The organism is Pseudomonas serbiensis (assembly GCF_030580745.1).
GTDB lineage: Bacteria > Pseudomonadota > Gammaproteobacteria > Pseudomonadales > Pseudomonadaceae > Aquipseudomonas > Aquipseudomonas serbiensis.
This window is the reverse complement of the sequence record NZ_JAUQOO010000030.1, coordinates 1-20,593: the sequence shown is the minus strand read 5'-3', so window position 1 is coordinate 20,593 and position 20,593 is coordinate 1. Positions and strand designations below refer to the sequence as shown.

18 protein-coding genes and 1 pseudogene are annotated in these 20,593 nt (G+C 56.3%); 7 read left to right on the top strand and 12 right to left on the bottom strand.

Translation table 11 applies throughout. The annotated features are described in order from the left end of the window. Positions 1–37: 37 nt before the first annotated feature. From Q6A51_RS25355 to Q6A51_RS25340, 4 genes are all read right to left on the bottom strand, one after another. On the bottom strand, positions 38–1,234 hold the full coding sequence (locus Q6A51_RS25355) for an HD-GYP domain-containing protein (RefSeq protein ID WP_304576005.1): 1,197 nt from the start codon (positions 1,232–1,234) through the stop codon (positions 38–40). 70 nt (positions 1,235–1,304) lie between these two features. After that, entirely contained in the window at positions 1,305–2,927 is a 1,623-nt protein-coding gene (locus tag Q6A51_RS25350; protein ID WP_304576004.1) for a methyl-accepting chemotaxis protein, read from the bottom strand. Positions 2,928–3,216: 289 nt separating this feature from the next. Beyond that, a complete protein-coding gene (locus Q6A51_RS25345) occupies positions 3,217–4,587 on the bottom strand; it encodes a heavy metal sensor histidine kinase (protein ID WP_304576003.1) in 1,371 nt (456 codons plus the stop codon). Further along, on the bottom strand, positions 4,584–5,258 hold the full coding sequence (locus Q6A51_RS25340) for a heavy metal response regulator transcription factor (RefSeq protein ID WP_201016913.1): 675 nt from the start codon (positions 5,256–5,258) through the stop codon (positions 4,584–4,586). The genes Q6A51_RS25345 and Q6A51_RS25340 overlap by 4 nt, the downstream gene beginning before the upstream one ends. Positions 5,259–5,627: 369 nt before the next feature. Here Q6A51_RS25340 and Q6A51_RS25335 point away from each other — a divergent pair, with 369 nt between their 5' ends. The 5 genes from Q6A51_RS25335 (at position 5,628) to Q6A51_RS25315 (ending at position 12,339) form a co-directional block, all read left to right on the top strand. Then, positions 5,628–6,863, top strand: a complete 1,236-nt coding sequence (locus Q6A51_RS25335) for a TolC family protein (RefSeq protein ID WP_201017197.1) — start codon at positions 5,628–5,630, stop codon at positions 6,861–6,863. Positions 6,864–6,919: 56 nt separating this feature from the next. Further along, the gene (locus tag Q6A51_RS25330) at positions 6,920–8,191 is read left to right on the top strand and encodes an efflux RND transporter periplasmic adaptor subunit (protein WP_304576002.1); all 1,272 of its coding nucleotides are present in this window, start codon (positions 6,920–6,922) and stop codon (positions 8,189–8,191) included. Positions 8,192–8,215: 24 nt separating this feature from the next. Continuing rightward, positions 8,216–11,347, top strand: a complete 3,132-nt coding sequence (locus Q6A51_RS25325; protein WP_304576001.1) for a CusA/CzcA family heavy metal efflux RND transporter — start codon at positions 8,216–8,218, stop codon at positions 11,345–11,347. Positions 11,348–11,538: 191 nt separating this feature from the next. Beyond that, positions 11,539–11,868 carry a DUF2790 domain-containing protein gene (locus Q6A51_RS25320; RefSeq protein ID WP_201016916.1) on the top strand — a complete coding sequence of 110 codons (330 nt, stop codon included), beginning with the start codon at positions 11,539–11,541 and terminating at the stop codon, positions 11,866–11,868. A 138-nt stretch (positions 11,869–12,006) separates the two neighbouring features. After that, positions 12,007–12,339: a DUF2790 domain-containing protein gene (locus Q6A51_RS25315; protein WP_201000324.1), complete on the top strand. Its 333-nt coding sequence runs from the start codon at positions 12,007–12,009 to the stop codon at positions 12,337–12,339. Positions 12,340–12,425: 86 nt separating this feature from the next. Here the strand turns inward: Q6A51_RS25315 and Q6A51_RS25310 are convergent, their stop codons facing one another. The 5 genes from Q6A51_RS25310 to Q6A51_RS25290 form a co-directional block, all read right to left on the bottom strand. Next, the gene (locus Q6A51_RS25310) at positions 12,426–13,388 is read right to left on the bottom strand and encodes a class I SAM-dependent methyltransferase (protein WP_304576000.1); all 963 of its coding nucleotides are present in this window, start codon (positions 13,386–13,388) and stop codon (positions 12,426–12,428) included. A 91-nt stretch (positions 13,389–13,479) separates the two neighbouring features. After that, the gene (locus Q6A51_RS25305) at positions 13,480–14,184 is read right to left on the bottom strand and encodes a YoaK family protein (protein ID WP_201016918.1); all 705 of its coding nucleotides are present in this window, start codon (positions 14,182–14,184) and stop codon (positions 13,480–13,482) included. Between the two features lie 51 nt (positions 14,185–14,235). Next, a complete protein-coding gene (locus Q6A51_RS25300; protein ID WP_201000327.1) occupies positions 14,236–14,463 on the bottom strand; it encodes a hypothetical protein in 228 nt (75 codons plus the stop codon). Positions 14,464–14,628: 165 nt separating this feature from the next. Then, a complete protein-coding gene (locus Q6A51_RS25295) occupies positions 14,629–14,970 on the bottom strand; it encodes an FKBP-type peptidyl-prolyl cis-trans isomerase (RefSeq protein WP_201000328.1) in 342 nt (113 codons plus the stop codon). Positions 14,971–15,092: 122 nt separating this feature from the next. Then, complete coding sequence (locus tag Q6A51_RS25290; protein ID WP_201000329.1) at positions 15,093–15,374, bottom strand: hypothetical protein; 282 nt, start codon at positions 15,372–15,374, stop codon at positions 15,093–15,095. Between the two features lie 644 nt (positions 15,375–16,018). Here Q6A51_RS25290 and Q6A51_RS25285 point away from each other — a divergent pair. Beyond that, the gene (locus Q6A51_RS25285) at positions 16,019–17,584 is read left to right on the top strand and encodes a TerC family protein (RefSeq protein WP_201017198.1); all 1,566 of its coding nucleotides are present in this window, start codon (positions 16,019–16,021) and stop codon (positions 17,582–17,584) included. Between the two features lie 161 nt (positions 17,585–17,745). Next, complete coding sequence (locus tag Q6A51_RS25280) at positions 17,746–18,018, top strand: hypothetical protein (RefSeq protein ID WP_201000330.1); 273 nt, start codon at positions 17,746–17,748, stop codon at positions 18,016–18,018. Positions 18,019–18,030: 12 nt separating this feature from the next. Here Q6A51_RS25280 and Q6A51_RS25275 read toward each other — a convergent pair whose 3' ends face one another. The 3 genes and pseudogenes from Q6A51_RS25275 to Q6A51_RS25265 form a co-directional block, all read right to left on the bottom strand. Continuing rightward, positions 18,031–18,606, bottom strand: a complete 576-nt coding sequence (locus Q6A51_RS25275) for a GNAT family N-acetyltransferase (RefSeq protein WP_304575999.1) — start codon at positions 18,604–18,606, stop codon at positions 18,031–18,033. 305 nt (positions 18,607–18,911) lie between these two features. Next, positions 18,912–19,814 (bottom strand): hypothetical protein, encoded by a 903-nt coding sequence (locus Q6A51_RS25270; protein ID WP_304576019.1) that lies wholly within the window; start codon positions 19,812–19,814, stop codon positions 18,912–18,914. Between the two features lie 217 nt (positions 19,815–20,031). Next, positions 20,032–20,593, bottom strand: a pseudogene (locus Q6A51_RS25265) (hypothetical protein); the annotation flags it as partial.

The following is a 20,593-nucleotide window of genomic DNA, read 5'->3' as shown; positions in this document are numbered from 1 at the left end:
GTCTCGCGAATGAATTCGCTCCTACGGCGCCAAAGACTCAATGTGTCACGCTTTCAGGCGACCCCGCCCACAAATGGTCCAGGTTCTTGAATCCCCAGTTCTTCGCGCATTCGCGGCTGACGATTCTGTCCTCGCCAGCCTGTGTGGAGAGATCTATCAGGGTGTGGGCGATGGGCATCTTGCACAAGGCCGAGTAGAACACTTTGACCTTGGGCGTCAGCAGCGAAGTCTTGTTCTGCTCCATCACGATGCCCAGGTTGCCGCTTTCCAGGCGCACCAGTGAGCCCACCGGGTAGATGCCGACGCATTTGACGAAGGCCTGGAAGATCTTTTCGTCAAAATGCCCGGTCCACTCGGCCATTCTGCTGATCGATTCGGCCGGGCTCCAGCAGGCTTTGTAGGGGCGATCGGAAGTAATGGCGTCATAAACGTCGCAAATGGCGCCCATTCTGGCAAACAGGCTGATCTGTGAACCCGCGAGCCGGTCAGGGTAGCCGCTGCCATCGAAACGTTCGTGGTGGTGCAGGCATACATCCAGCACCCGGGGGCTGAAGTGTTTGCTTTCACCCAGCAACTGACAGCCGAGTTCGGGATGCTTGCGAACGATTGCAAACTCTTCGTCGCTGAGTTTCCCGGGCTTGCTGAGGATGGCCGATGGTATTGCCAGCTTGCCGACATCATGCAGCAGGCCTGCCAGGCCAGCTTCCTTGACCAGGCTTTCGGGCAAGGCCAGTTGACGAGCCAGGGCAATCATCAACCCAGCCACGGCAACCGAATGCATGTAAGTGTACTCATCAGCGCTTTTCAGCCGTGCCAGGCTGAGCAGTGCATCGGGATGGCGCGCCAATGAGTCCGAAATGTCGTCGATCAGGTCGCCCATGTCTTCCAGCTCGGCGATCCGGCCCATGCGCACATCGCTGAATATCCGGGCCACTGCGGCCTTGGAGCGCAGGCAGAGCTCTCTGGCGTAGCCGATTTCCTCTGCCAATTCGCAAGGCTGGTTCTGTCGGGTTGGCGAGGAGGGGGTCTTGCTCTTGTTGACGGGCTCTATATCGAGGCCTCTGCTGCCATCGATCCACAGTCGGGTGATGCTGGAGCTGCGGATGCGTTGCAGGTCGCTTTCATGCTTGAGCAGAAAGCTGCTGGTCCAGAAAGAGTGGTCGGCGCGCAAGTCGCACAGTTCGTGTATATACATGCCGAGGCGAAGCTCGGTGACGGGAATGTGTTTGAGCACGATAAATACCTGCTTTGGCTTGATCGTGAATCAGCAGAACATTCATCCCTTGATTGTTCAGACGTGTTCGTTAAACGGAGAACCGGGAAACCAGTCGGTTCAGGTCGACAGCCAGCCTGGAAAGCTCATGGCTGGCCGTTGAGGTCTGATCGGCAGCCGAGGAGCTTTGCACCGACAGATTCCTGATGCTGACCAGGTTCTCATCGACGGATCGCGCCACATGGGCCTGTTCTTCGGACGCGGTGGCGATCAGCAGGTTGCGCTCGTTGATCTGGGAGATGGCGGTAGTGATTTCCTTTATTGCGGCCCCGGATTCCTGGGCGATCAGCAAGGTCGCATCGGCTTCTTCACTGCTTTGTTTCATCGATTGCACGGCCAGGGTCGAATCCTTCTGGATGCCCTGGATCATCTGCTCGATTTCCTGAGTCGAGGATTGAGTACGGTGGGCCAGAGCCCGGACTTCGTCAGCCACCACTGCGAAGCCGCGGCCTTGTTCACCTGCGCGAGCCGCCTCGATTGCCGCATTGAGTGCCAACAGATTGGTCTGCTCTGCAATGGCACGAATGACGTCCAGTACCTTGGCGATGTTCTGCGCCTGATTGGCCAGACCTTCGACTTCGGTGCTGGTGCGGTCGACCGTAGCGCTGAGTTTTTCGAGCGCGCCGATGGTTTTGCTGACACATTCCTGTCCGGTTTTTGCCGAGCGTTCCGAGGCCTGAGTGGATTCCGAGGCGGACACCGCATTGCGGGCGACCTCTTCAATGGCTGCGGTCATCTCATTTACAGCGGTGGCTGCCTGTTCGGTTTCCATGGATTGACGCTGGATGCCGTTTGTCGACTCCTGAGTGATCGAACTCATTTCCTCTGCCGCCGAAGCCAGAAGGCCGGAGGAATCGGAGATATGTTGAATGGTACTTTTCAGGCTGGAGAGCATGGTCGCAGTTGCACTTTGCAACTCTGTCAGCTCATCGGCACCGGTAATTTCCACATGGGTGCGTAAATCACCTTCGGCAATGCGTTGGGTGGTTTCAAGCAGTGCCTTGACGGGGCGAGCGATACTGCGGGTAAAAACGGTCGCGACCAGGATTGTCACGATAACGGCAATGACAATAAATACGATCGAGAATGTCACCCCGTTTTCATAAGCGGTGTTTGCTGCGCTGCCTGATTGCTCCGAAATCTTGACATTGACCTCTATCAAGGCCTCTATGGACGATTGCAGTGCCTTGGCTTGCGGGCTGCTGGTGTCCCGGATAAAGACGAAGAGTTCGTTGTTGGTCTTGGTCTTGCTGAGTTCCATCAACTCATCGATCTTGGCGATATAGGCCTGAGCATTGGCTTTGACCTGACGATAGACCTGCTCTTCGGTGTCGTTGGATACCATGGGGGCATAGTTGTCGGTCATCTGAATCAGTGTGTTTTTCAGACCTTTCAACTTGTCCAGAGAGGCGCTGCTCTGCCGGTCTTCATCCATCACGAATCGCCGGGCATCCAGGCGGTAGAGCAGGCCTGCGGTCTCGATTCTTCCAGCCTGTCTTACGCTGGGCAGCAGGTCGGTCTGTAACTTGCGTACGGAGTTATGGAGGCTATCCATCTTGTAAAGAACAGTTCCTCCCAAGCCTATGAGAAGCAGGCATATAAGGCCGAAACTGAGAAGGGCGCGCGTATTCAACCGGATATTTCTTATTTTCATTTTTGGATCCTCTTTGCCCCTGTTAGAGCAGCAGCCAACAATCGATCACGTGGCAACGTGATATCACTGTAGGTGCTGTGATGTGAAAAAAACATAGTGGGCAAAGAAAACTTTTATTGCGTAAATGCACTATCAATTGAATCTATTAATTCAAGTTTTCCTGAAAGTAGACGTGAGGATGCGATAGGCAGTGTCGACGCCAACTGTCTATCGCTATGAAGGGTTATAAAGTTTCATATTTAAGTGAATGGGAATGTGTTATAGAGTGTCATTAATTTGCCGTCAATAATTAAGCGGCGGATTGATCCGTGGCAGGAAATATCATGCTGAAACAGGTATAAGTTCCCGGTGTACTTTGCACTGTTACATGCCCTTCATGCAGGCTCATGATGGAGCGTACGATTGCCAGTCCCAACCCGGTACCGCCCTGATGCCGCGAACGGCTGGCATGGACCCGGTAAAAGCGGTCGAACAGGCGTGGCAGATGTTCGGCCTCGATACCCTCACCGGTGTTACCGACGTGGAGCGCAACCCGATCCTCTTGCTGTTCAAGGCTGATGTCGATTGTGCTTCCTTCAGGGCTGTGCCTTATGGCGTTGGAGAGCAGGTTCGAGATGGCCCGCTGGATCATCAGACGCTCGCCGTTTATTCGTGCGTGCCCGGTTACCTGTAGGGAAACGGCCTTTTCTTCAGCCGACAAGGCAAACAGTTCGACTACCTTGTCCACTTCTTCCGCCAGATCGATCCGCGTGAAGGCTATGGGGGCCAGGGGCTGGCTGACGCTGGCCAGGAACAGCATCTGGGACACCATGCGCGACATGCGCTCCAGCTCTTCGGTACAGGATTCAAGCACCTGCTTGTATTCGCCGGGCGGTCTCTCCCTGGAAAGCGTCACCTGGGCCTTGCCCATCAGGTTGTTCATGGGCGAGCGAAGTTCATGGGCCAGATCGTCAGAGAACTGCGTCAACTGCTGAACATCGCTGTCCAGACGGTGCAGCATGAAATTGATCGCATGGGCCAGATTGCTCAGTTCGTCAGGCAGGTCGCTGGTCTTTACCCGATGCGTGAGGTCGCGTGCCGATATCATTTGCGCCACCTTGCGAAAGGCCCGCAGCGGTTTGAGGCCGCGATGCACCACCCACCAGGCGACCGCGCCGACCAGAAGCAGAATCAGCGGCAAGGCGATCAGGGTCGAGGTCATATAAGACTTCAGCAAGGCAATATCGCTTTGCCGGTCGAGAGACAACAGGACGGTTACCCTCTGTTTATCGCGCAATGGCACCAGCCTTGAGGCAATCAGTACCTTGCCGTTGCCCTGACTGTCGGCGTTCATGGCCAGAATCTGCGCTGCCGTTGCATGACCCATGTTGAACAGCACATGAGTCGGATCTTCAGGATCGATGATCGCCAGACTGAAATCGTCATGGCCCATGATCTGGTCACGCAGGTTATGAGGGTTGAGCATGATATCCGCTCTGCTGGCCGTCTCGGCCAGGCTGTGCTCGATCTGCTTGAGCTTTTCTTCCAGGCTGTTGGTGGCGCGCAGATCCAGTTGGCGCGAGATGGCCAGCGAGGCCAGGGTCGCCATGACGATGACCAGGATGGCGCACATCAGGCTGACGGTCAGCCCCAGTTGCATGGACAGCCGCGTGGGTTTCATTCGCGGGACTCCAGCACATAACCCACGCCGCGCAGGGTATGGATCAGCTTGTTGTCGAACGGGTCATCGATCTTGGCCCGCAGGCGGCGGATGGAAACTTCAACCACGTTGGTATCGCAATCGAAGTTCATGTCCCACACCAGGGAAATGATCTGGGTGCGCGACAGAACCTCGCCGCTGTGACGCATCAACAAATGCAGAAGGGCGAACTCCTTGGTCGTCAGGTCAATACGCTGCTTGCCCCGGAATGCACGATGCCGGCCCTGATCGAGTTCCAGGTCCGCTACCTGCAACACCTGAGGCACGTTGGCCTGATCGCTGCGTCGCATCAGGGTGCGAATCCTTGCAAGCAGTTCAGGAAACTCGAAGGGCTTGACCAGATAGTCGTCCGCTCCCGATTCCAGGCCTTTGATCTTTTCATCGAGGCGACCACGGGCGGTCACGATCATGACCCGGGTGTTACTGGTCTTGCGCAGTTGTGCCAGGACATCCCAGCCATCCATGCCAGGCAGGTTGATGTCCAGAATGACAACGTCATAGATCTGTTGTTGTGCCAGGCAAAGGCCGTCAATTCCTGTTGCGGCGATATCGACGATATAGCCGCTTTCGGTCAGGCCCTGATGCATGTACTCGGCAGTTTTCGGCTCGTCCTCGACCACAAGGATTCGCATGGTTGAATATCCTGTTTGAGTAAATCGGTGAGTGAATAATCTCCAATACCCTGGAAGGCTATTCGTGAGTGCGTTTTTTCATTGCAAGATGCTGGCGTGCAGGATTCTGGAGTCTGTAGCGGCTACAGGGTCAACCTGATTTCGTGGATTACTTTAAGGCCAAAGTCTCGTGCTTTTTGCAGATAACGAAATTGTAATTTTCCAGCAACCCCACTGATAACTGCCATTCCCTAAAGTCCCTGCGTCAACCTCGGCAGCACATGCTTGCCGGTGCAATCGCCGATCAGGCGTGGATTTATGCAAGTGGGGAAGTACAACGTGCGCGGCTATCGAATCTTGAACAGTCCACCGGGCAGCAAGCCCGGCAGAATGAAAATGGGCCTTGCCTGTGTGCTGTTCCTGGCGGCTTGCAGCCAGAGCGCGACGGCTGCACAAGCACAGGTCATCAATCTTTCCGAAGCGCTGGACACAGCCTTTTCCATGAACCCGGATCTGGCTGCCGCTCGCAGGGAAATCGACATCGCCCAGGGGGAAAGGCAGCAGGCAGGATTGATACCCAATCCCGAGTTGTCATGGGAGATGGAAGACACCCGCAAGGCGACCAGCACCACGACCATCGCCATCAGTCAGGCACTGGAACTGGGTGGCAAGCGAGGTGCCCGGATCGATGTCGCCAGCCGCGCCCAGGATGTCGCTGCACTTGAACTTGAACAACGTGGCAACGCTTTACGCGGCGATGTGGTCCAGGCCTTTTTTGCTGCCTTGCGGGCGCAGGCCGGGCTGGATCTTGCGCTGGAGTCCCAGGCCTTGGCCGAGCGCGGGCTTCAGGTTGCCGAAGGCCGGATTCGTGCCGGCAAATCGTCGCCTGTAGAAGCCACTCGCGCTCAGGTGCAACTGGCCGAAACCCGTTTGCAGGTGCGTCAGGCTCAGATCGCCAAGTCGGGCGCCTGGCGTGAACTGTCCCGGATCATGGGCCAGTCGCAGAGCTCTTTCGAGCGTCTGCAATCCCCGAACCTGTCGCCGGGCAAGGCGCCTCACGCGCCGACCCTGTTGAATGAAATCAAGCAGACCGCCGAGCTGCGCCTGGCTGAAACGCGCATAGCACTGGGCGAAGCGCAACTGGGTTCACAGAAGGCGCAACGCATTCCCAATCTCACCGTCAGCGTGGGCAGCCAATACAGTCGAGAGGAACGCGAGCGGGTCAATGTCGTCGGCTTTTCCGTGCCGATTCCACTGTTCGACCGCAATCAGGGCAATGTCCTGGCGGCAGCACGCCGGGCCGATCAGTCCCGTGACCTGCGCAACTCCGTTGAGTTGAAGCTGCGTACCCAGACGCAACTTGCGCTGGATCAGTGGGACACGGCAGCCCAAGAGGCCGAGTCGTTCACCAAGGTCATCCTGCCGGCCGCTCAACAAGCCGTCGATACCGCGACCCGTGGATTCGAGATGGGCAAGTTCGGTTTTCTTGAAGTGCTCGATGCGCAGCGCACCTTGATTGCTGCACGCAGCCAATACCTGGAGTCGTTGGCCCGTGCGGCTGATGCACGGGTTGCCATCGAACGCATCTACGGCGATTCGGGCCGTTTTCTCACTCAACTTCAATAGCCAGCGGTGGCCAGCGACACGGGCGTCAAGCTCAGGATGGCCAATCAGGAGTACTCATGAATAACAAACGCAACATTGCCGCTGTGACGGCAGTGGTGGTCCTCATTGGCCTGGGCAGTCTGGCCATCGGCGGCGGTCAGTCTTTCTCCAACGCTTCTTCCGATCATGCCCATGAAGACGAGAAGGAATCGTCTCACGCCCATGAACAAGGTCATGAAGGGGAAGAGCATGACGATCATGGCAAAGCGCAGAAGGCCAAGCCGGCAGAAAAGGATGACCATGGCGATGAAGGCCATGGAGAGGAAGGCTTGCTGGAGTTGAGCGAGGCTCAGATCAAGGCCGCGGGCATAGAGCTGAGTGTTGCAGCCCCTCGCCAGATGAACACTACCGTCTCGTTTCCCGGTGAAATTCGCTTCGATGAGGATCGCACTTCGCATGTGGTGCCAAGGGTCAGCGGTGTCGTGGAGGAGGTGAAGGCCGATCTGGGGCAGCAGGTCAGAAAAGGCCAGGTCCTGGCGGTGATTGCCAGCCAGCAGGTTTCGGAACAGCGCAGTGAATTGAGCGCCGCCCAGCGCCGGGTCGAACTGTCCCGCCTGACATTTCAGCGCGAGAAAAAACTCTGGGAAGACAAGATCTCTGCCGAGCAGGATTACCAGCAGGCTCGTCAGGCCTTGCAGGAGGCGGAAATCGCTCTGACCAATGCCCGACAGAAAGTCAGTGCCATGGGCGCAGCGGGCAATGCCAGCGGAAATCGCTATGAACTCGTCGCGCCCTTCGATGCCGTGGTCGTGGAAAAGCATATGGGGCTTGGCGAGGTCGTGAGCGAGAGCAGCAACGCTTTCACGCTTTCGGATCTGTCGCGTGTCTGGGCCACGTTCGGTGTGACTCCCAAGGATCTGGACAAGGTGGTTGTGGGGCGCAAGGTCAAGGTCAGCTCACCGGACATGAATGCCGAAGTCGAAGGTCAGGTGAGCTATGTCGGTAACCTGCTGGGCGAGCAGAGCAGGGCGGCAACGGTGCGGGTGAAGCTTGCCAATCCGCAGGGCGCCTGGCGTCCCGGATTATTCGTTTCCATCGCCGTGGCGGCTCAGACCAGCGAGGTCGCGATCAGCATTCCCGAGGAAGCGATTCAGACAATCGAAGAAAAACCTTCTGTCTTTGTACGTATACCCCAGGGGTTCCAGGTCCAGCCTGTCACGCTCGGGCGTAGCGACAGCGGGTATGTGGAGGTTCTCAAGGGGCTGGCAGTCGATACACAAGTCGCAACCGCCGGCAGTTTCGTCCTCAAGTCGGAGCTGGGCAAGGGCTCGGCCGAGCATGCCCATTGATCCGCTACGCACGAGAACTCTCCCATGTTTGAACGCCTGATTCAATTTGCCATAGAGCAACGCATTGTCGTCATGCTGGCGGTCTTGCTGATGGTAGGGCTGGGCATTGCCAGCTACCAGAAGCTGCCCATCGATGCGGTGCCCGATATCACCAACGTCCAGGTGCAGATCAATACTGCTGCACCGGGTTTTTCTCCGCTGGAAACCGAACAGCGCATTACGTTTGCCATCGAAACCGTCATGGCCGGGCTGCCGGGCTTGAAACAGACTCGCTCGCTGTCGCGCTCGGGGTTGTCTCAGGTCACGGTGATCTTCGAGGATGGCACCGACCTGTTTTTCGCTCGCCAACTGGTCAGCGAGCGTTTACAGACCGCCAAGGAGCAGTTGCCCGAAGGCATCGATGCCATGATGGGGCCTATTTCCACGGGGCTTGGGGAAATATTTCTCTGGACGGTCGAGGCCAGGGAGGGGGCGCTGAAGGAAGATGGCACGCCTTATACCGCCACCGACCTTCGGGTGATTCAGGACTGGATCATCAAGCCGCAGTTGCGCAATGTGCCGGGTGTCGCTGAGATCAACACCATTGGCGGTTTTGCCAAGCAGTACCAGATCGCCCCGGACCCCAAGAAACTGGCCGCCTACAAGCTGACGCTCAATGACCTGATCGTGGCGCTTGAGCGCAATAACTCCAATGTCGGCGCCGGTTATATCGAGCGTGGTGGCGAGCAATTGGTGGTGCGTGCGCCGGGCCAACTGGTCAATGAGCCGGATATCGCCAATATCGTGATTGCCAATGTGCACGGCACTCCGATCCGGGTAAGCCATGTCGCCGATGTCGTGATCGGCAAGGAGCTGCGTTCCGGTGCCGCGACCGAAAACGGTCGTGAAGTGGTGCTGGGGACGGTTTTCATGCTGATCGGGGAAAACAGTCGCAGCGTCTCTCAGGCGGTGGCGGCAAAGCTGACCGAGATCAACCGCTCGCTGCCCAAGGGGGTTGTGGCGGTTACGGTGTATGACCGTACCCATCTGGTCGAAAAGGCCATTGCCACGGTCAAGAAGAACCTGGTCGAAGGCGCGATTCTGGTCATCGCTGTCCTGTTTCTGTTCCTGGGTAACATCCGCGCCGCCCTGATCACCGCCATGGTGATTCCGCTGGCAATGCTCTTCACCTTCACCGGCATGTTCGCCAACAAGGTCAGTGCCAACCTGATGAGTCTGGGGGCGCTGGACTTCGGGATTATCGTCGATGGCGCGGTGGTGATCGTCGAAAACGCCATTCGCAGGCTGGCCCATGCCCAGCAGCGGCATGGCCGGATGCTGACCCGTTCCGAACGTTTCCATGAGGTGTTTGCAGCCGCGCGTGAGGCCCGGCGTCCGTTGATCTTCGGTCAGTTGATCATCATGGTCGTCTACTTGCCGATATTTGCCCTGACAGGCGTCGAGGGCAAGATGTTCCACCCGATGGCCTTTACCGTGGTCATTGCCCTGTTGGGCGCGATGATTCTGTCCGTGACCTTCGTACCTGCCGCAATTGCCATGTTCGTCACTGGCAAAGTGAAAGAAGAGGAAGGCGTGGTCATGCGTACGGCCCGGCAGCGGTATGCGCCGGTTCTGGATTGGGTGCTTGGCCACCGTACTCTGGCCTTCGGCATGGCGTTTGCGGTTATCGCCGTTTCTGGTGTGGCCGCCAGCCGGATGGGCAGCGAGTTCATTCCGAGCCTGAGCGAAGGCGACTTTGCCTTGCAGGCATTGCGTGTGCCGGGCACCAGCCTGACCCAATCGGTCGACATGCAGCAGCGTCTCGAAAAGGCCATTATCGAACGCATGCCTGAAGTAGAGCGTATGTTCGCTCGTACAGGCACGGCGGAAATTGCCGCTGACCCGATGCCGCCGAACATTTCCGATAGTTATGTGATGCTCAAGCCGACGGATCAATGGCCTGATCCGAAGAAGTCGCGAGAGACGCTGATTGCCGAATTGCAGGCAGCGGCTGCCAGTGTGCCGGGTAGCAATTACGAGCTGTCCCAGCCGATTCAGTTGCGCTTCAATGAGCTGATTTCAGGCGTGCGCAGTGATGTTGCGGTAAAGGTGTTTGGTGATGACATGAATGTCCTGAACCAGACTGCCAACAAGATTGCGGCAACGCTGCAGAAAGTCAGTGGTGCCTCGGAGGTCAAGGTCGAGCAGACCACCGGCCTGCCGGTGCTGACAATCAATATCGATCGCGACAAGGCCGCCCGTTATGGCTTGAACATGGGGGATGTGCAGGATGCCATTGCCATTGCTGTCGGTGGGCGTCAGGCCGGTACTTTGTATGACGGGGACCGCCGCTTCGATATGGTGGTGCGTTTATCCGAGAAGCTGCGCACCGACGTGAACGGGCTCTCGAACCTGTTGATCCCCGTTCCGGCAAGCCCGGGCAGCAACTCGCAAATCGGCTTTATTGCCCTGTCGCAAGTGGCGACTCTGGATCTGGTGCTGGGGCCTAACCAGATCAGCCGCGAGAACGGCAAGCGCCTGGTCATCGTCAGCGCCAACGTGCGTGGCCGGGACCTCGGCTCGTTCGTGGAGCAGGCCGGACAGGACATTCAGGAGCAAGTGACGATCCCGCCAGGATACTGGACCAGTTGGGGCGGCCAGTTCGAGCAGCTTCAATCGGCGGCCCAACGCCTGAAAATAGTGGTGCCTGTCGCGTTGCTGATGGTGCTGGCGCTGCTGTTCATGATGTTCAACAACCTCAAGGACGGCTTGCTGGTGTTCACCGGGATTCCCTTTGCGCTCACAGGCGGCATATTGGCTTTATGGCTCAGGGACATTCCGTTGTCGATTTCCGCCGGGGTCGGGTTCATTGCCCTGTCCGGTGTCGCGGTCTTGAATGGTCTGGTGATGATTGCCTTTATCCGTAACCTGCGTGAAGAAGGGTTCAGCCTGTCCAGGGCGATTCACGAAGGGGCATTGACCCGTCTGCGACCTGTCTTGATGACGGCCCTTGTCGCTTCGCTGGGCTTCATCCCCATGGCCCTGGCCACAGGCACTGGCGCTGAAGTACAGAGGCCGCTGGCAACCGTCGTGATCGGCGGCATCCTGTCGTCCACGATTCTGACCTTGCTTGTCCTGCCTGCGTTGTATCAATGGGCGTATCGTCGGGAGCAATAGAGAACTTTTTGGCTGATTGAGCCCGTGGCAGGTGACTGTCACGGGTTTTTATATTTCAGGCAATTAAAGCTGGACGGGGCAAGTTGTTTGAAAGATGGATTATTACGTCATTACAAAATGGTAATTCTCACGTAACGTTCTGGAAAGTGTCCGATTGCTACAGTGAGTCATCACTAAATAGGAGTCGGAAGATGAATGTTCTGAAGCTGTCTGTTCTTGCCTTTGCACTTGCCTCGCCGCTGACCTCGTACGCTTTCAGTTCTGTGGATCTACGGGGCGACGAGCGGAGCAGGGAGCATCAAATAAAGGTCGAGGATTATGCGGCCAGGACGAAAAAGTCCGTTCCTGAAATACAGAATTATGTCTACGGAATGAAACTGGATATTGCCAGGGTGGTGATTAAGACGCCGGTTCCAAAGAACTGCGGGGTCAACGCTAAATTGATGACGTATGAGAACTCAAAAGGCGAGCTTAATACACTGCGTTACAAGGTGCTGAGTGACTGTGCCGGCAAGAATTGATGACGGCTCCGCTTGCCTCGTTGATGTCTACAAATAAAAATATTCAGAAACAATTGGTCCTTTGGGCTATGCCAGATGGCAGTGTTTATCAAATTATTGGATTGCTACATTGAATCGTCACTAAACAGGAGAAAATAGATGAATGTTTTAAAGCTGTCCGTTCTTGCTTTTGCGCTGGCTTCGCCATTGACCTCGTACGCTTTCAGTACTTCGGATTTACGGAGCAGTGATGAACGCAGCAAAGCGCATCAGATCAAGGTCGAGGAATATGCGGCCAAGGTCCAGAAGCCGGTTCCCGTTATACAGAACTATGCCTACGGAATGAAGCTGGATGTTGCCAAGGTGGTCATCAAGACCCCGGCCCCTGGCGACTGCGGTATCAACTATAAGTTCATGACTTATGAAGATTCGCAAGGCGATCTCAATACACTTAGTTACAAGGCAATAACTGAGTGTGCCGGTAGGAACTGATGCTTGTAAACCAATAAGCGGCTGGTGCGTATGCGCCAGCCGCTTATTGCATTTGAGAAAGGCATTCCCGGCTGCATTCCTCGCAGCTATGCCCATCCTGCCCGGGGTTCACCATCAGCCTTGAACACCAGAGCTTTCAAACCACCCTCGATACGGGCATCGGGAAATTCGGGCGGATTTTCCAGGCGTTGTTTGAAGCGCAATCCCGGAGCTTCAACCGCTGTGTGCCGGATCAGAAAGTCCGTGCCGACTGCCGGATCGTTCATACAGGCCAGTACCGTTCCATCCTCGGTCAGCAGTTCCGGCAAGCGGCGCAGAACCCTCTGATAATCCTTGTCGAGCATGAAGCTGCCTTTCTGAAAAGACGGCGGGTCGATGATGACCAGATCATAAGGGCCGGAGCGCGTGACCTTGGCCCAGGACTTGAAAAGATCATGGCCCAGAAAGCTGACCCGGCTCAGGTCATGGCCATTGAGTCTATGATTCTCCCGGCCACGATTGAGGGCGGCCTTGGCCATGTCCAGATTGACGACGTGATCGGCACCGCCTGCAATGGCGGCCACTGAAAAGCCGCAGGTATAGGCGAACAGGTTAAGTATCCGTTTGCCCCTGGCCTGGGAACGAACCCATTCACGACCGTAACGCATGTCCAGAAACAGCCCGCTATTCTGTTTCTTGCCGAAATCGACCTTGTAGCGCAGGTTGTTCTCAGTGATGACCCATTCGTCGATCGCCTCGCCCAATAGCCATTGCACGGTGCTTTGTGGCTGATAGCGATGTTGCAGCAGGAGCGTATGTGCCTGGCTCTGTTGCCATTGGGGCGATTGTGTCAGCTCCATCAATTGCCGTGTCAATGCCTCCAGCTCTGATTCGAGCGGTTCCTTGAACAGCGAGACCAGTACCACGCCTTGCATCCAGTCGACCGTGATCTGCTCAAGCCCCGGCCATACTCTGCCGCGGCCATGAAACAGGCGGCGGGTTTCATCGGGCACAGTGCTCAAGGCATTGAGCAGGTGCTGTTGCAGTGTGGCGAGCGCATCAGGGGTCATGACAAGGGTCGGCAGAAAAGGGGCGCGTATGTTAAACGCATTTCAACCGACGCTGAAATCGAAGCGATGTCGATGCTTTCTGGCAGGCAACTCAACGGGGCATATAGCGGCGTTGCCAGCGATGGGGGATCTTCAGTGAAACAAGCCCCAGCAATGCAGAAAGCACCCCGCTGACCAGCAGTGCATTGAGGCCCATGCGTTGTTCGAGCACAGCCCCGATGACGGCGCCGATGAACATGCCTGCCCATGGCACAAGCTGAATCCGCCAGCCATCGCGTCGCTCGCCCAGCATCCAGCGCCCCAGGCCACGCCCGAAACGTGACAGAGCGCCGGTCACGTAGGTCAGGCCGACCGGAAGGCCGTTGACCTGTTCGACAGCGGCATTGAGCATGCCCATGGCCAGAATGGCCCAGACCAGTGCCAGAATGTTCGCACCCATCGGCCAGGCCGCTGCGGCACAGAGCAATGTTGCGATACTGAGCAGCAAGGGCAGGGCGCGCCTGCCGCCCAGGCGGGCAACGATGACGCCCAGCGCATTGCCCGCAATAAACACGGCAATGGCCAGTATCAGGCGAGTGGTGGTTCCCGGGTCCCCATCGCTGATGGCGACGGCCAGGCGAGTGGTGTTGCCGCTCATGAATGAAACGAAATCCCCGGTGGCCATGAAGCCTATCGCGTCTGTCATGCCAGCCAGTACCGACAGGCTGGCCGCCAGCGCCATACCGACCCTGCCGCGCCATTTCTGCATGTTCAGGTGTCTGGGGCTGGCGTTGATCTTTGCGGGCGATGGCAACATTGACGGCTCTCTGGCAGCAGGCAAGTGCGGAGCAGGGGTTCGATACAGGGTCTATTGCGGTTTGGTGCGCACGATCCTTTTTGCCTTGACCTCGTCGGCATAAGCCTTGAGTTGATCGGCATCGCTGTAGAGCCTGTTGACCAGTTGCAGAATGGCGGTCACATCAACATCTTTCATGTCCGAAGCGATCTTGAGGATTTCATCTGCCGTTTTTTCGAGGTTGGATGCCGTACCCTTCAGGTGCCGTTTCAGCTCCTGCGTCGGCTTATTGAGAGCCATATATATTCCTGTCAGATAAATGTCTGAACTCCATGCCCTGAGCATGGCTTTTTCCACGTTAACAAGCAATCCGTGGGTCGTTATCTGACATTCATGCAGGAAAGGGTGGCGGGCAGCCCGGATACTGTGTGCGTTACCCGTGGCGTCCCGCCGGGCGGACCTGGATCAATCGTCGCGGGTCAGCACTTCCAGCAGCTCTATTTCAAAGGTCAGATTGGCGCCGGGCTGGATATGGGCGCCCATCTTCCTGTCGCCATAGCCGAGATGGGCCGGGACGAAGAGTTTGCGTTTACCGCCGACTTTCATTCCCATCAGGCCCAGGTCCCAGCCTTTGATGACCCTGCCGGTACCAATCACGCACTGGAACGGTTTTCCCCGCTCATGGGATGAGTCGAAGACCGTGCCATCGTCCAGCACGCCCGTGTAATGAGTCGTGATCAAGGCGCCTTTGACCGCTTCCTTGCCGTCCCCGATATGCAGGTCGGTAATCTGTAATTCGTTGCTCATTGCCAGCTTGTCCAGTGAGGGGCGGGGTTGCTTTCTCGCAGAAAACCTTTGGGGTAGCAAGCTGCGGAAACGAAAACGGGGAAGTTTTCACTTCCCCGTCCGGTTCGTTGCAGAGTCAGGCATCAGAGGTTCTGCGTGCTGATTACCATCGCCTGAGCAATATTGGCTTTCTGCTCTTCGGTAAAGTGGTCCCAGACATTGACCTTGGCGTAGTAGCCAAGCCCGGCCAGGCAGTAGAGGCTCAAGGTGAAAACGATAAAGATCGAAATGAATGTCCAGCGACCCTGATCGTCTTCGCGCGTGAAATCACGGGAGTAGCGGGTATCTGCAGAGCCACGGGATGCAAGCACCGAGGACAGACGTTTGAACCATTGGAACAGGTGAATCACAACAAGCCGCAGCATTGGAAATAGCCTCAATATCAGAAAACGGAGCTGGCCTTGGGGCTCGATGAGCCAAAAAGCAAAAGCTGAAAACGCAGAAAGCCCGTCTATGACGGGCTTTCTTTTTATGAGTCAGTTCAAGTCGTTTGGGGGCATCGCAACAAGACAGCCTTGCTGCCGATGTTCGATTCCGCACTCGCTTGACGATATTGCAACATTTTAAGATAAATGCACGGCAGCAGCTACCGGCTGGCGGCTGTTGTCAGATAACTGGTCGCCTCTGGGCATGCGACATAGTGTCGCTGGCGGGCTCTTTTCCATGACCCCCGTCAATCTTTGTAATACTTATTCGACGGGTGAAATATCTTTTTATATTGTAGGATCTCATCCCGCATTAAATTTCTGGACTATATGAATACCCCTCAGGAGCCTCCTGGTCGCTCTGCTTCATCAACACCCTCTGTCTGCTCGCGTGCCCACGCCTCGTTATCGAGTGGATCACTTCATTCAAGCATTGGTTTCTTCACTCTCTTGCAGGGTGTTTGCCCCGTCAGCCTTTTGCCCTCCGGATTTGCCGAGCAACGCCCGGTAATGCCGCAGAGTGCATGCTTGATTCTGCCGATGACATCCTCCCGCCACTTCTTGCACGAGACTGAATGATTCCTATGGAATGGATTGCTGACCCCACGGCATGGCTTGGCCTGCTTACGCTGATCGTGCTGGAACTGGTGCTGGGTATCGACAACCTGGTGTTCATTGCCATTCTGGCTGACAAGTTGCCCCCCGAGCAGCGTGACAAGGCCCGCGTGATCGGCCTGTCCCTGGCGCTGATCATGCGGCTGGGCCTGCTGGCGAGTATTTCCTGGATGGTGACGCTGACCGAGCCTCTGTTCGAGGTGTTCGATCACAGCTTCTCCGGACGTGACCTGATCATGCTCTTCGGTGGTGTGTTCCTGTTGTTCAAGGCCACGATGGAATTGCATGAGCGACTGGAAGGCCATGTCAGCCAGCGCGCCGGTAATGCCACCTATGCCATGTTCTGGCCTATCGTGGCGCAGATCGTGGTGCTGGACGCCGTGTTCTCGCTGGATGCCGTGATTACTGCGGTCGGCATGGTCGAGCACCTGTCGGTCATGATGATTGCCGTGATTTTCTCCATCGGCCTGATGCTGGTTGCCAGCAAGCCGCTGACCAAGTTCGTCAACAGTCACCCGACCGTCATCATGCTGTGTCTGGGCTTCCTGATGATGATTGGTTTCAGCCTGACCGCAGAAGGCCTGGGTTTCCATATACCTAAAGGCTACCTGTATGCCGCGATTGGCTTCTCGATCCTGATCGAGGTGTTCAACCAGATCGCTCGCAAGCGCAGCAAGAAGTCTGCCCATGGTCATCTTCCGCGTCGTGAGCGTGCAGCCCATGCGGTGATGCGTCTGCTGGGTGGCCGCAAGCTGGAGGCGGGCGAGGTCGATGAGGAAATCATCGAAATGGTCGAAGGCGAAGGCACCGAGCCGGTCTTTGACCGCCGCGAGCGCGTCATGATCAGCGGCGTCCTGCAACTGGCCGAGCGCCCTGTGCGTACTGCCATGACGCCGCGTACCGAAGTCGACTACATCGATATCGGTGACGATGCAGAGAAGATCCGCCTCAAGCTGATGCACTCTTCGTATTCCCGATTGCCGCTGATCGGTGAGGCTGGTATCGATGAGCCATTAGGCTTTGTACACAAGAAGGAACTGTTGAAGGAAATCCTGGCCGGTAATGAGCCTGATCTGCGCCTGATGAGCCGCAAGGCCATCAACCTGCTGGATAACTTCACGATCCTCAATGCCCTGGAGCAGATGCGCAAGGAATCGACTCACATCGCATTCGTGGTCAATGAGTTCGGCGATTTCATCGGAGTCCTGAGCATGACCGATATTCTGGAGTCCATTGCCGGCCAGTTACCCGATGCCAGCGAAGTGGAAGGCCCGGATATCGTGCCGCAGGGCGAGGACTTCCTGGTCTCGGGTGCCTTGAATCTGAGCCTGATCCGCGAGCGGACCGGCTTCCAGGCCAAGGCAACCGATGATTACCAGACCCTGGCCGGTCTGGTCATGAGCCTGCTGGATCGCTTGCCGGTGATCGGGGACAACCTGGACTGGCAAGGCTGGCAACTCAAGGTCATCGGTGTCGAGGAGCGGCGCGTGACTCGGGTTCTGCTGCAAAAGCAGCCGGATGCGCAAACCTCTTAAACCTTGAATCGTGGGTGGTATGGGTGTTTTTAGCCCGTACCACCCACGTTTTGCTGTCGGCGGTCAGGCGAACCTGCACTGCCAGCGAGGCTTGGTCTATCCTGCCTCATTCCCAGTGGTTTCAACATGCAGTCAACCACGTCCACAAAACGGAGACTGCCATGGCCGCTGCCTTCCTGTTCAATCCCAATCTGACTTATGACGTCGTTTCTGCCCGCAAGGCCTATCCGGTCTGGCGTATCCGCGAGCGCAAGGTCTACGCCTATCTGGAGCATGATCCGCGCCGCGACTGGAGTGGCGAGATAGGCACCTTGAGCCTTGGAACCCCGCAGCGTCTGGTTGACCATGACGGGCAAACCATCGCCTATATCGTGGGGGCCGAAGTACGGGACACCAAGGGGCGACGATTTGCCCTGAACGAAGTCAAGGACTGACCCGACTTTTGATTATCGACGCCGTGGCCGCGAAACCACTGACTCGATATTCTTGCGCCCGATCAACTTCGGCTGGGCTGGTTCTTGAGCTTCAGGCTCATCGATCAGCCATTTGAACATCACCAGACAATCCACCAGCCCCGATTGCCGATGGCGATAGGCGCGTGGCAGACGCCCCACGGTTTCAAAACCCAGCTTGCTCCATAGGGCAACCGCCGCTTCATTGGTGGATACCACCGAATTGAACTGCATGGCCAGAAAACCGCTTTCGCGAGCCAGTTGCTGAGAGTGCTCGCACATCAGGCGTGCCACGCCACGCCCCCGTGCCGCCTCAGTCACCATATAACCGCAATTGCTGACATGCCTGCCGGGACCGGCGGCATTGGCCTTGAGGTAATAACTGCCCAGCAACTGGCCGTCTTCTTCTGCAACCAGCGTATGCAGCGGCAACCCCATCCACAGGTCGCGTGCCTGCTCCCGAGTCAGAGCAGGGTCGTAGGCGTATGTTTCCTGGGCCACGACGACAGCCTGAAAAGTGGGCCAGAAAGTCTCGAAGTCGTCGTTGGTCATGGGGCGAATCTGAATCATGGGGTTCCTTGCAGAAGGGCTGTAGCAGAATGTCGTATCGGGCGGGTAGATTTTGCCTGAGCCCCGGATTTTGTACAGTCTGGGTTCTGCCGGGGCTAGGCTCTGTACGAAAAGTCGGCGAGCGAAGGTCAGGCAAGGCAAAAACAGGCGAGGAACGGTCGGAGTCGCGCTCGACTTTACGTCTTGTAAATGAGCATTGCGATGGGGGCGCCGAGCCCGGACTCGCGCACGAGCCTGTTTTTAACGCAGCATCACCGAGCGCAGCCACTTTTCGTACAAAGCCTAGGGCTGTTGATCGGTTTTTCTCAGTCACTATAAACCACATGTCGCGCCATCAGATTGGGGCGGATGAGGGTGTCAATGGTTGCAATCCGATAACTCATTTCGTTTACCTTCGTTTTGAACGTGTCGTCATCCATGTTCATCCAATAATGCTGTTTACGGCTGTACTTGCGGTCATGCTCTGCCGTGATGGGGTCCAGATGACGATAAGGCTCATGGCATGGTAAATCGGGAAGAGGGCGGCTGATATCCATGAAGTTCTGCAGGTAGTCCCATAGCGCGCAAGGTTTATGTGTCATGTCATCGGGACAGAACAGACTATTGAGATTGATCTGGATATCGTCATAGCGATGGCATAGCAATAACCCATGCATCGGCCCGTGACGATCCGGTGTGGTGGTCATGTAGGCATCAAACTCATGGAACGGCGCTACCCGTTCGTCGATGACACCGTCTTTCTTGAAGCGCTTGTAATCGAAGAGCGTGACCAGCCCGGTACGACGATTCAACTCCCAAAGCGGGCCTTTGGGTGGGCGGAACCAGATGCGGGGGAAGTAGTTGACAATGATGTGGCCGGTGAGCCAGCAACCTAACCAAGGTCCCATCAAAACCAGAAATGTTTCTGTGATGTTATTGAAGTAACTGGAAAAAAATGATTTTTCAGGCTGATCGGCCCCTAATAAACATGTTAATAAATAGATGGGGAGCAACATGATAAAAGACCATTTGCCTCCCGTTTTCATTACTAACCAGAACTGTGATCTAAAAGGAAGTTGAGCGAACCTGAAACGCTCCTGATCATGTTTTTGATGCAGTTCCACTCCTTCAAAAGGGGCCGGTACATAAGTTCCCGCAGCCTGTTGCTCCCGTTTTTCCTTTTCGGCTTGTTCCCAGAACCTCATGCTTTTTGGTGTTGGATCTTCCATGAAGTCGATAAGGGTAACGTCCTGAGTCTCCCCCCATGGCAACCGTCTGGTCGCGAATTTATGTAACCAGCTGCGCGGACTCGATGCAATCTGGTTCGGTATGCGGTCTGGTCGGTAAGCATGTGGGCCATAGTAAGACGAAGCTTGTGGGTTATTCATTGTGCAGGGCCTTGGCGTATCTGCTCCCGAGTCAGAGCAGGGGCGTGCTTGGTTTTTCTCAGTCACTATAAATCACATGTCGCGCCATCAGATTGGGGCGGATGAGGGTGTCGATGGTTGCAATCCGATAACTCATTTCGTTTACCTTCGCTTTGAAAGTGTCGTCATCCATGTTCATCCAGTAACGCTGTTTACGGCTGTACTTGCGGTCATGCTCTGCCGTGATGGGGTCCAGATGGCGATAAGGCTCATGGCGTGGTAAATCGGGAAGAGGGCGGCTGATATCCATGAAGTTCTGCAGGTAGTCCCATAGCGCGCAAGGTTTATGTGTCATGTCATCGGGACAGAACAGACTATTGAGATTGATCTGGATATCGTCATAGCGATGGCATAGCAATAACCCATGCATCGGCCCGTGACGATCCGGTGTGGTGGTCATGTAGGCATCAAACTCATGGAACGGCGCTACCCGCTCGTCGATGACACCGTCTTTCTTGAAGCGCTTGTAATCGAAGAGCGTGACCAGCCCGGTACGACGATTCAACTCCCAAAGCGGGCCTTTGGGTGGGCGGAACCAGATGCGGGGGAAGTAGTTGACAATGATGTGGCCGGTGAGCCAG

Excerpts from the sequence above, each read along its gene's own strand:
- Q6A51_RS25325 (WP_304576001.1), top strand. The coding sequence starts at position 8,216 with ATGTTTGAACGCCTGATTCAATTTGCCATAGAGCAACGCATTGTCGTC.
- Q6A51_RS25280 (WP_201000330.1), top strand. The coding sequence starts at position 17,746 with ATGGCCGCTGCCTTCCTGTTCAATCCCAATCTGACTTATGACGTCGTT.
- Q6A51_RS25275 (WP_304575999.1), bottom strand. The coding sequence starts at position 18,606 with ATGATTCAGATTCGCCCCATGACCAACGACGACTTCGAGACTTTCTGG.
- Q6A51_RS25350 (WP_304576004.1), bottom strand. The coding sequence starts at position 2,927 with ATGAAAATAAGAAATATCCGGTTGAATACGCGCGCCCTTCTCAGTTTC.
- Q6A51_RS25320 (WP_201016916.1), top strand. The coding sequence starts at position 11,539 with ATGAATGTTCTGAAGCTGTCTGTTCTTGCCTTTGCACTTGCCTCGCCG.
- Q6A51_RS25305 (WP_201016918.1), bottom strand. The coding sequence starts at position 14,184 with ATGTTGCCATCGCCCGCAAAGATCAACGCCAGCCCCAGACACCTGAAC.
- Q6A51_RS25270 (WP_304576019.1), bottom strand. The coding sequence starts at position 19,814 with ATGGAAGATCCAACACCAAAAAGCATGAGGTTCTGGGAACAAGCCGAA.
- Q6A51_RS25340 (WP_201016913.1), bottom strand. The coding sequence starts at position 5,258 with ATGCGAATCCTTGTGGTCGAGGACGAGCCGAAAACTGCCGAGTACATG.
- Q6A51_RS25315 (WP_201000324.1), top strand. The coding sequence starts at position 12,007 with ATGAATGTTTTAAAGCTGTCCGTTCTTGCTTTTGCGCTGGCTTCGCCA.
- Q6A51_RS25335 (WP_201017197.1), top strand. The coding sequence starts at position 5,628 with ATGAAAATGGGCCTTGCCTGTGTGCTGTTCCTGGCGGCTTGCAGCCAG.
- Q6A51_RS25285 (WP_201017198.1), top strand. The coding sequence starts at position 16,019 with ATGGAATGGATTGCTGACCCCACGGCATGGCTTGGCCTGCTTACGCTG.
- Q6A51_RS25290 (WP_201000329.1), bottom strand. The coding sequence starts at position 15,374 with ATGCTGCGGCTTGTTGTGATTCACCTGTTCCAATGGTTCAAACGTCTG.
- Q6A51_RS25330 (WP_304576002.1), top strand. The coding sequence starts at position 6,920 with ATGAATAACAAACGCAACATTGCCGCTGTGACGGCAGTGGTGGTCCTC.
- Q6A51_RS25310 (WP_304576000.1), bottom strand. The coding sequence starts at position 13,388 with ATGACCCCTGATGCGCTCGCCACACTGCAACAGCACCTGCTCAATGCC.
- Q6A51_RS25345 (WP_304576003.1), bottom strand. The coding sequence starts at position 4,587 with ATGAAACCCACGCGGCTGTCCATGCAACTGGGGCTGACCGTCAGCCTG.
- Q6A51_RS25300 (WP_201000327.1), bottom strand. The coding sequence starts at position 14,463 with ATGGCTCTCAATAAGCCGACGCAGGAGCTGAAACGGCACCTGAAGGGT.
- Q6A51_RS25295 (WP_201000328.1), bottom strand. The coding sequence starts at position 14,970 with ATGAGCAACGAATTACAGATTACCGACCTGCATATCGGGGACGGCAAG.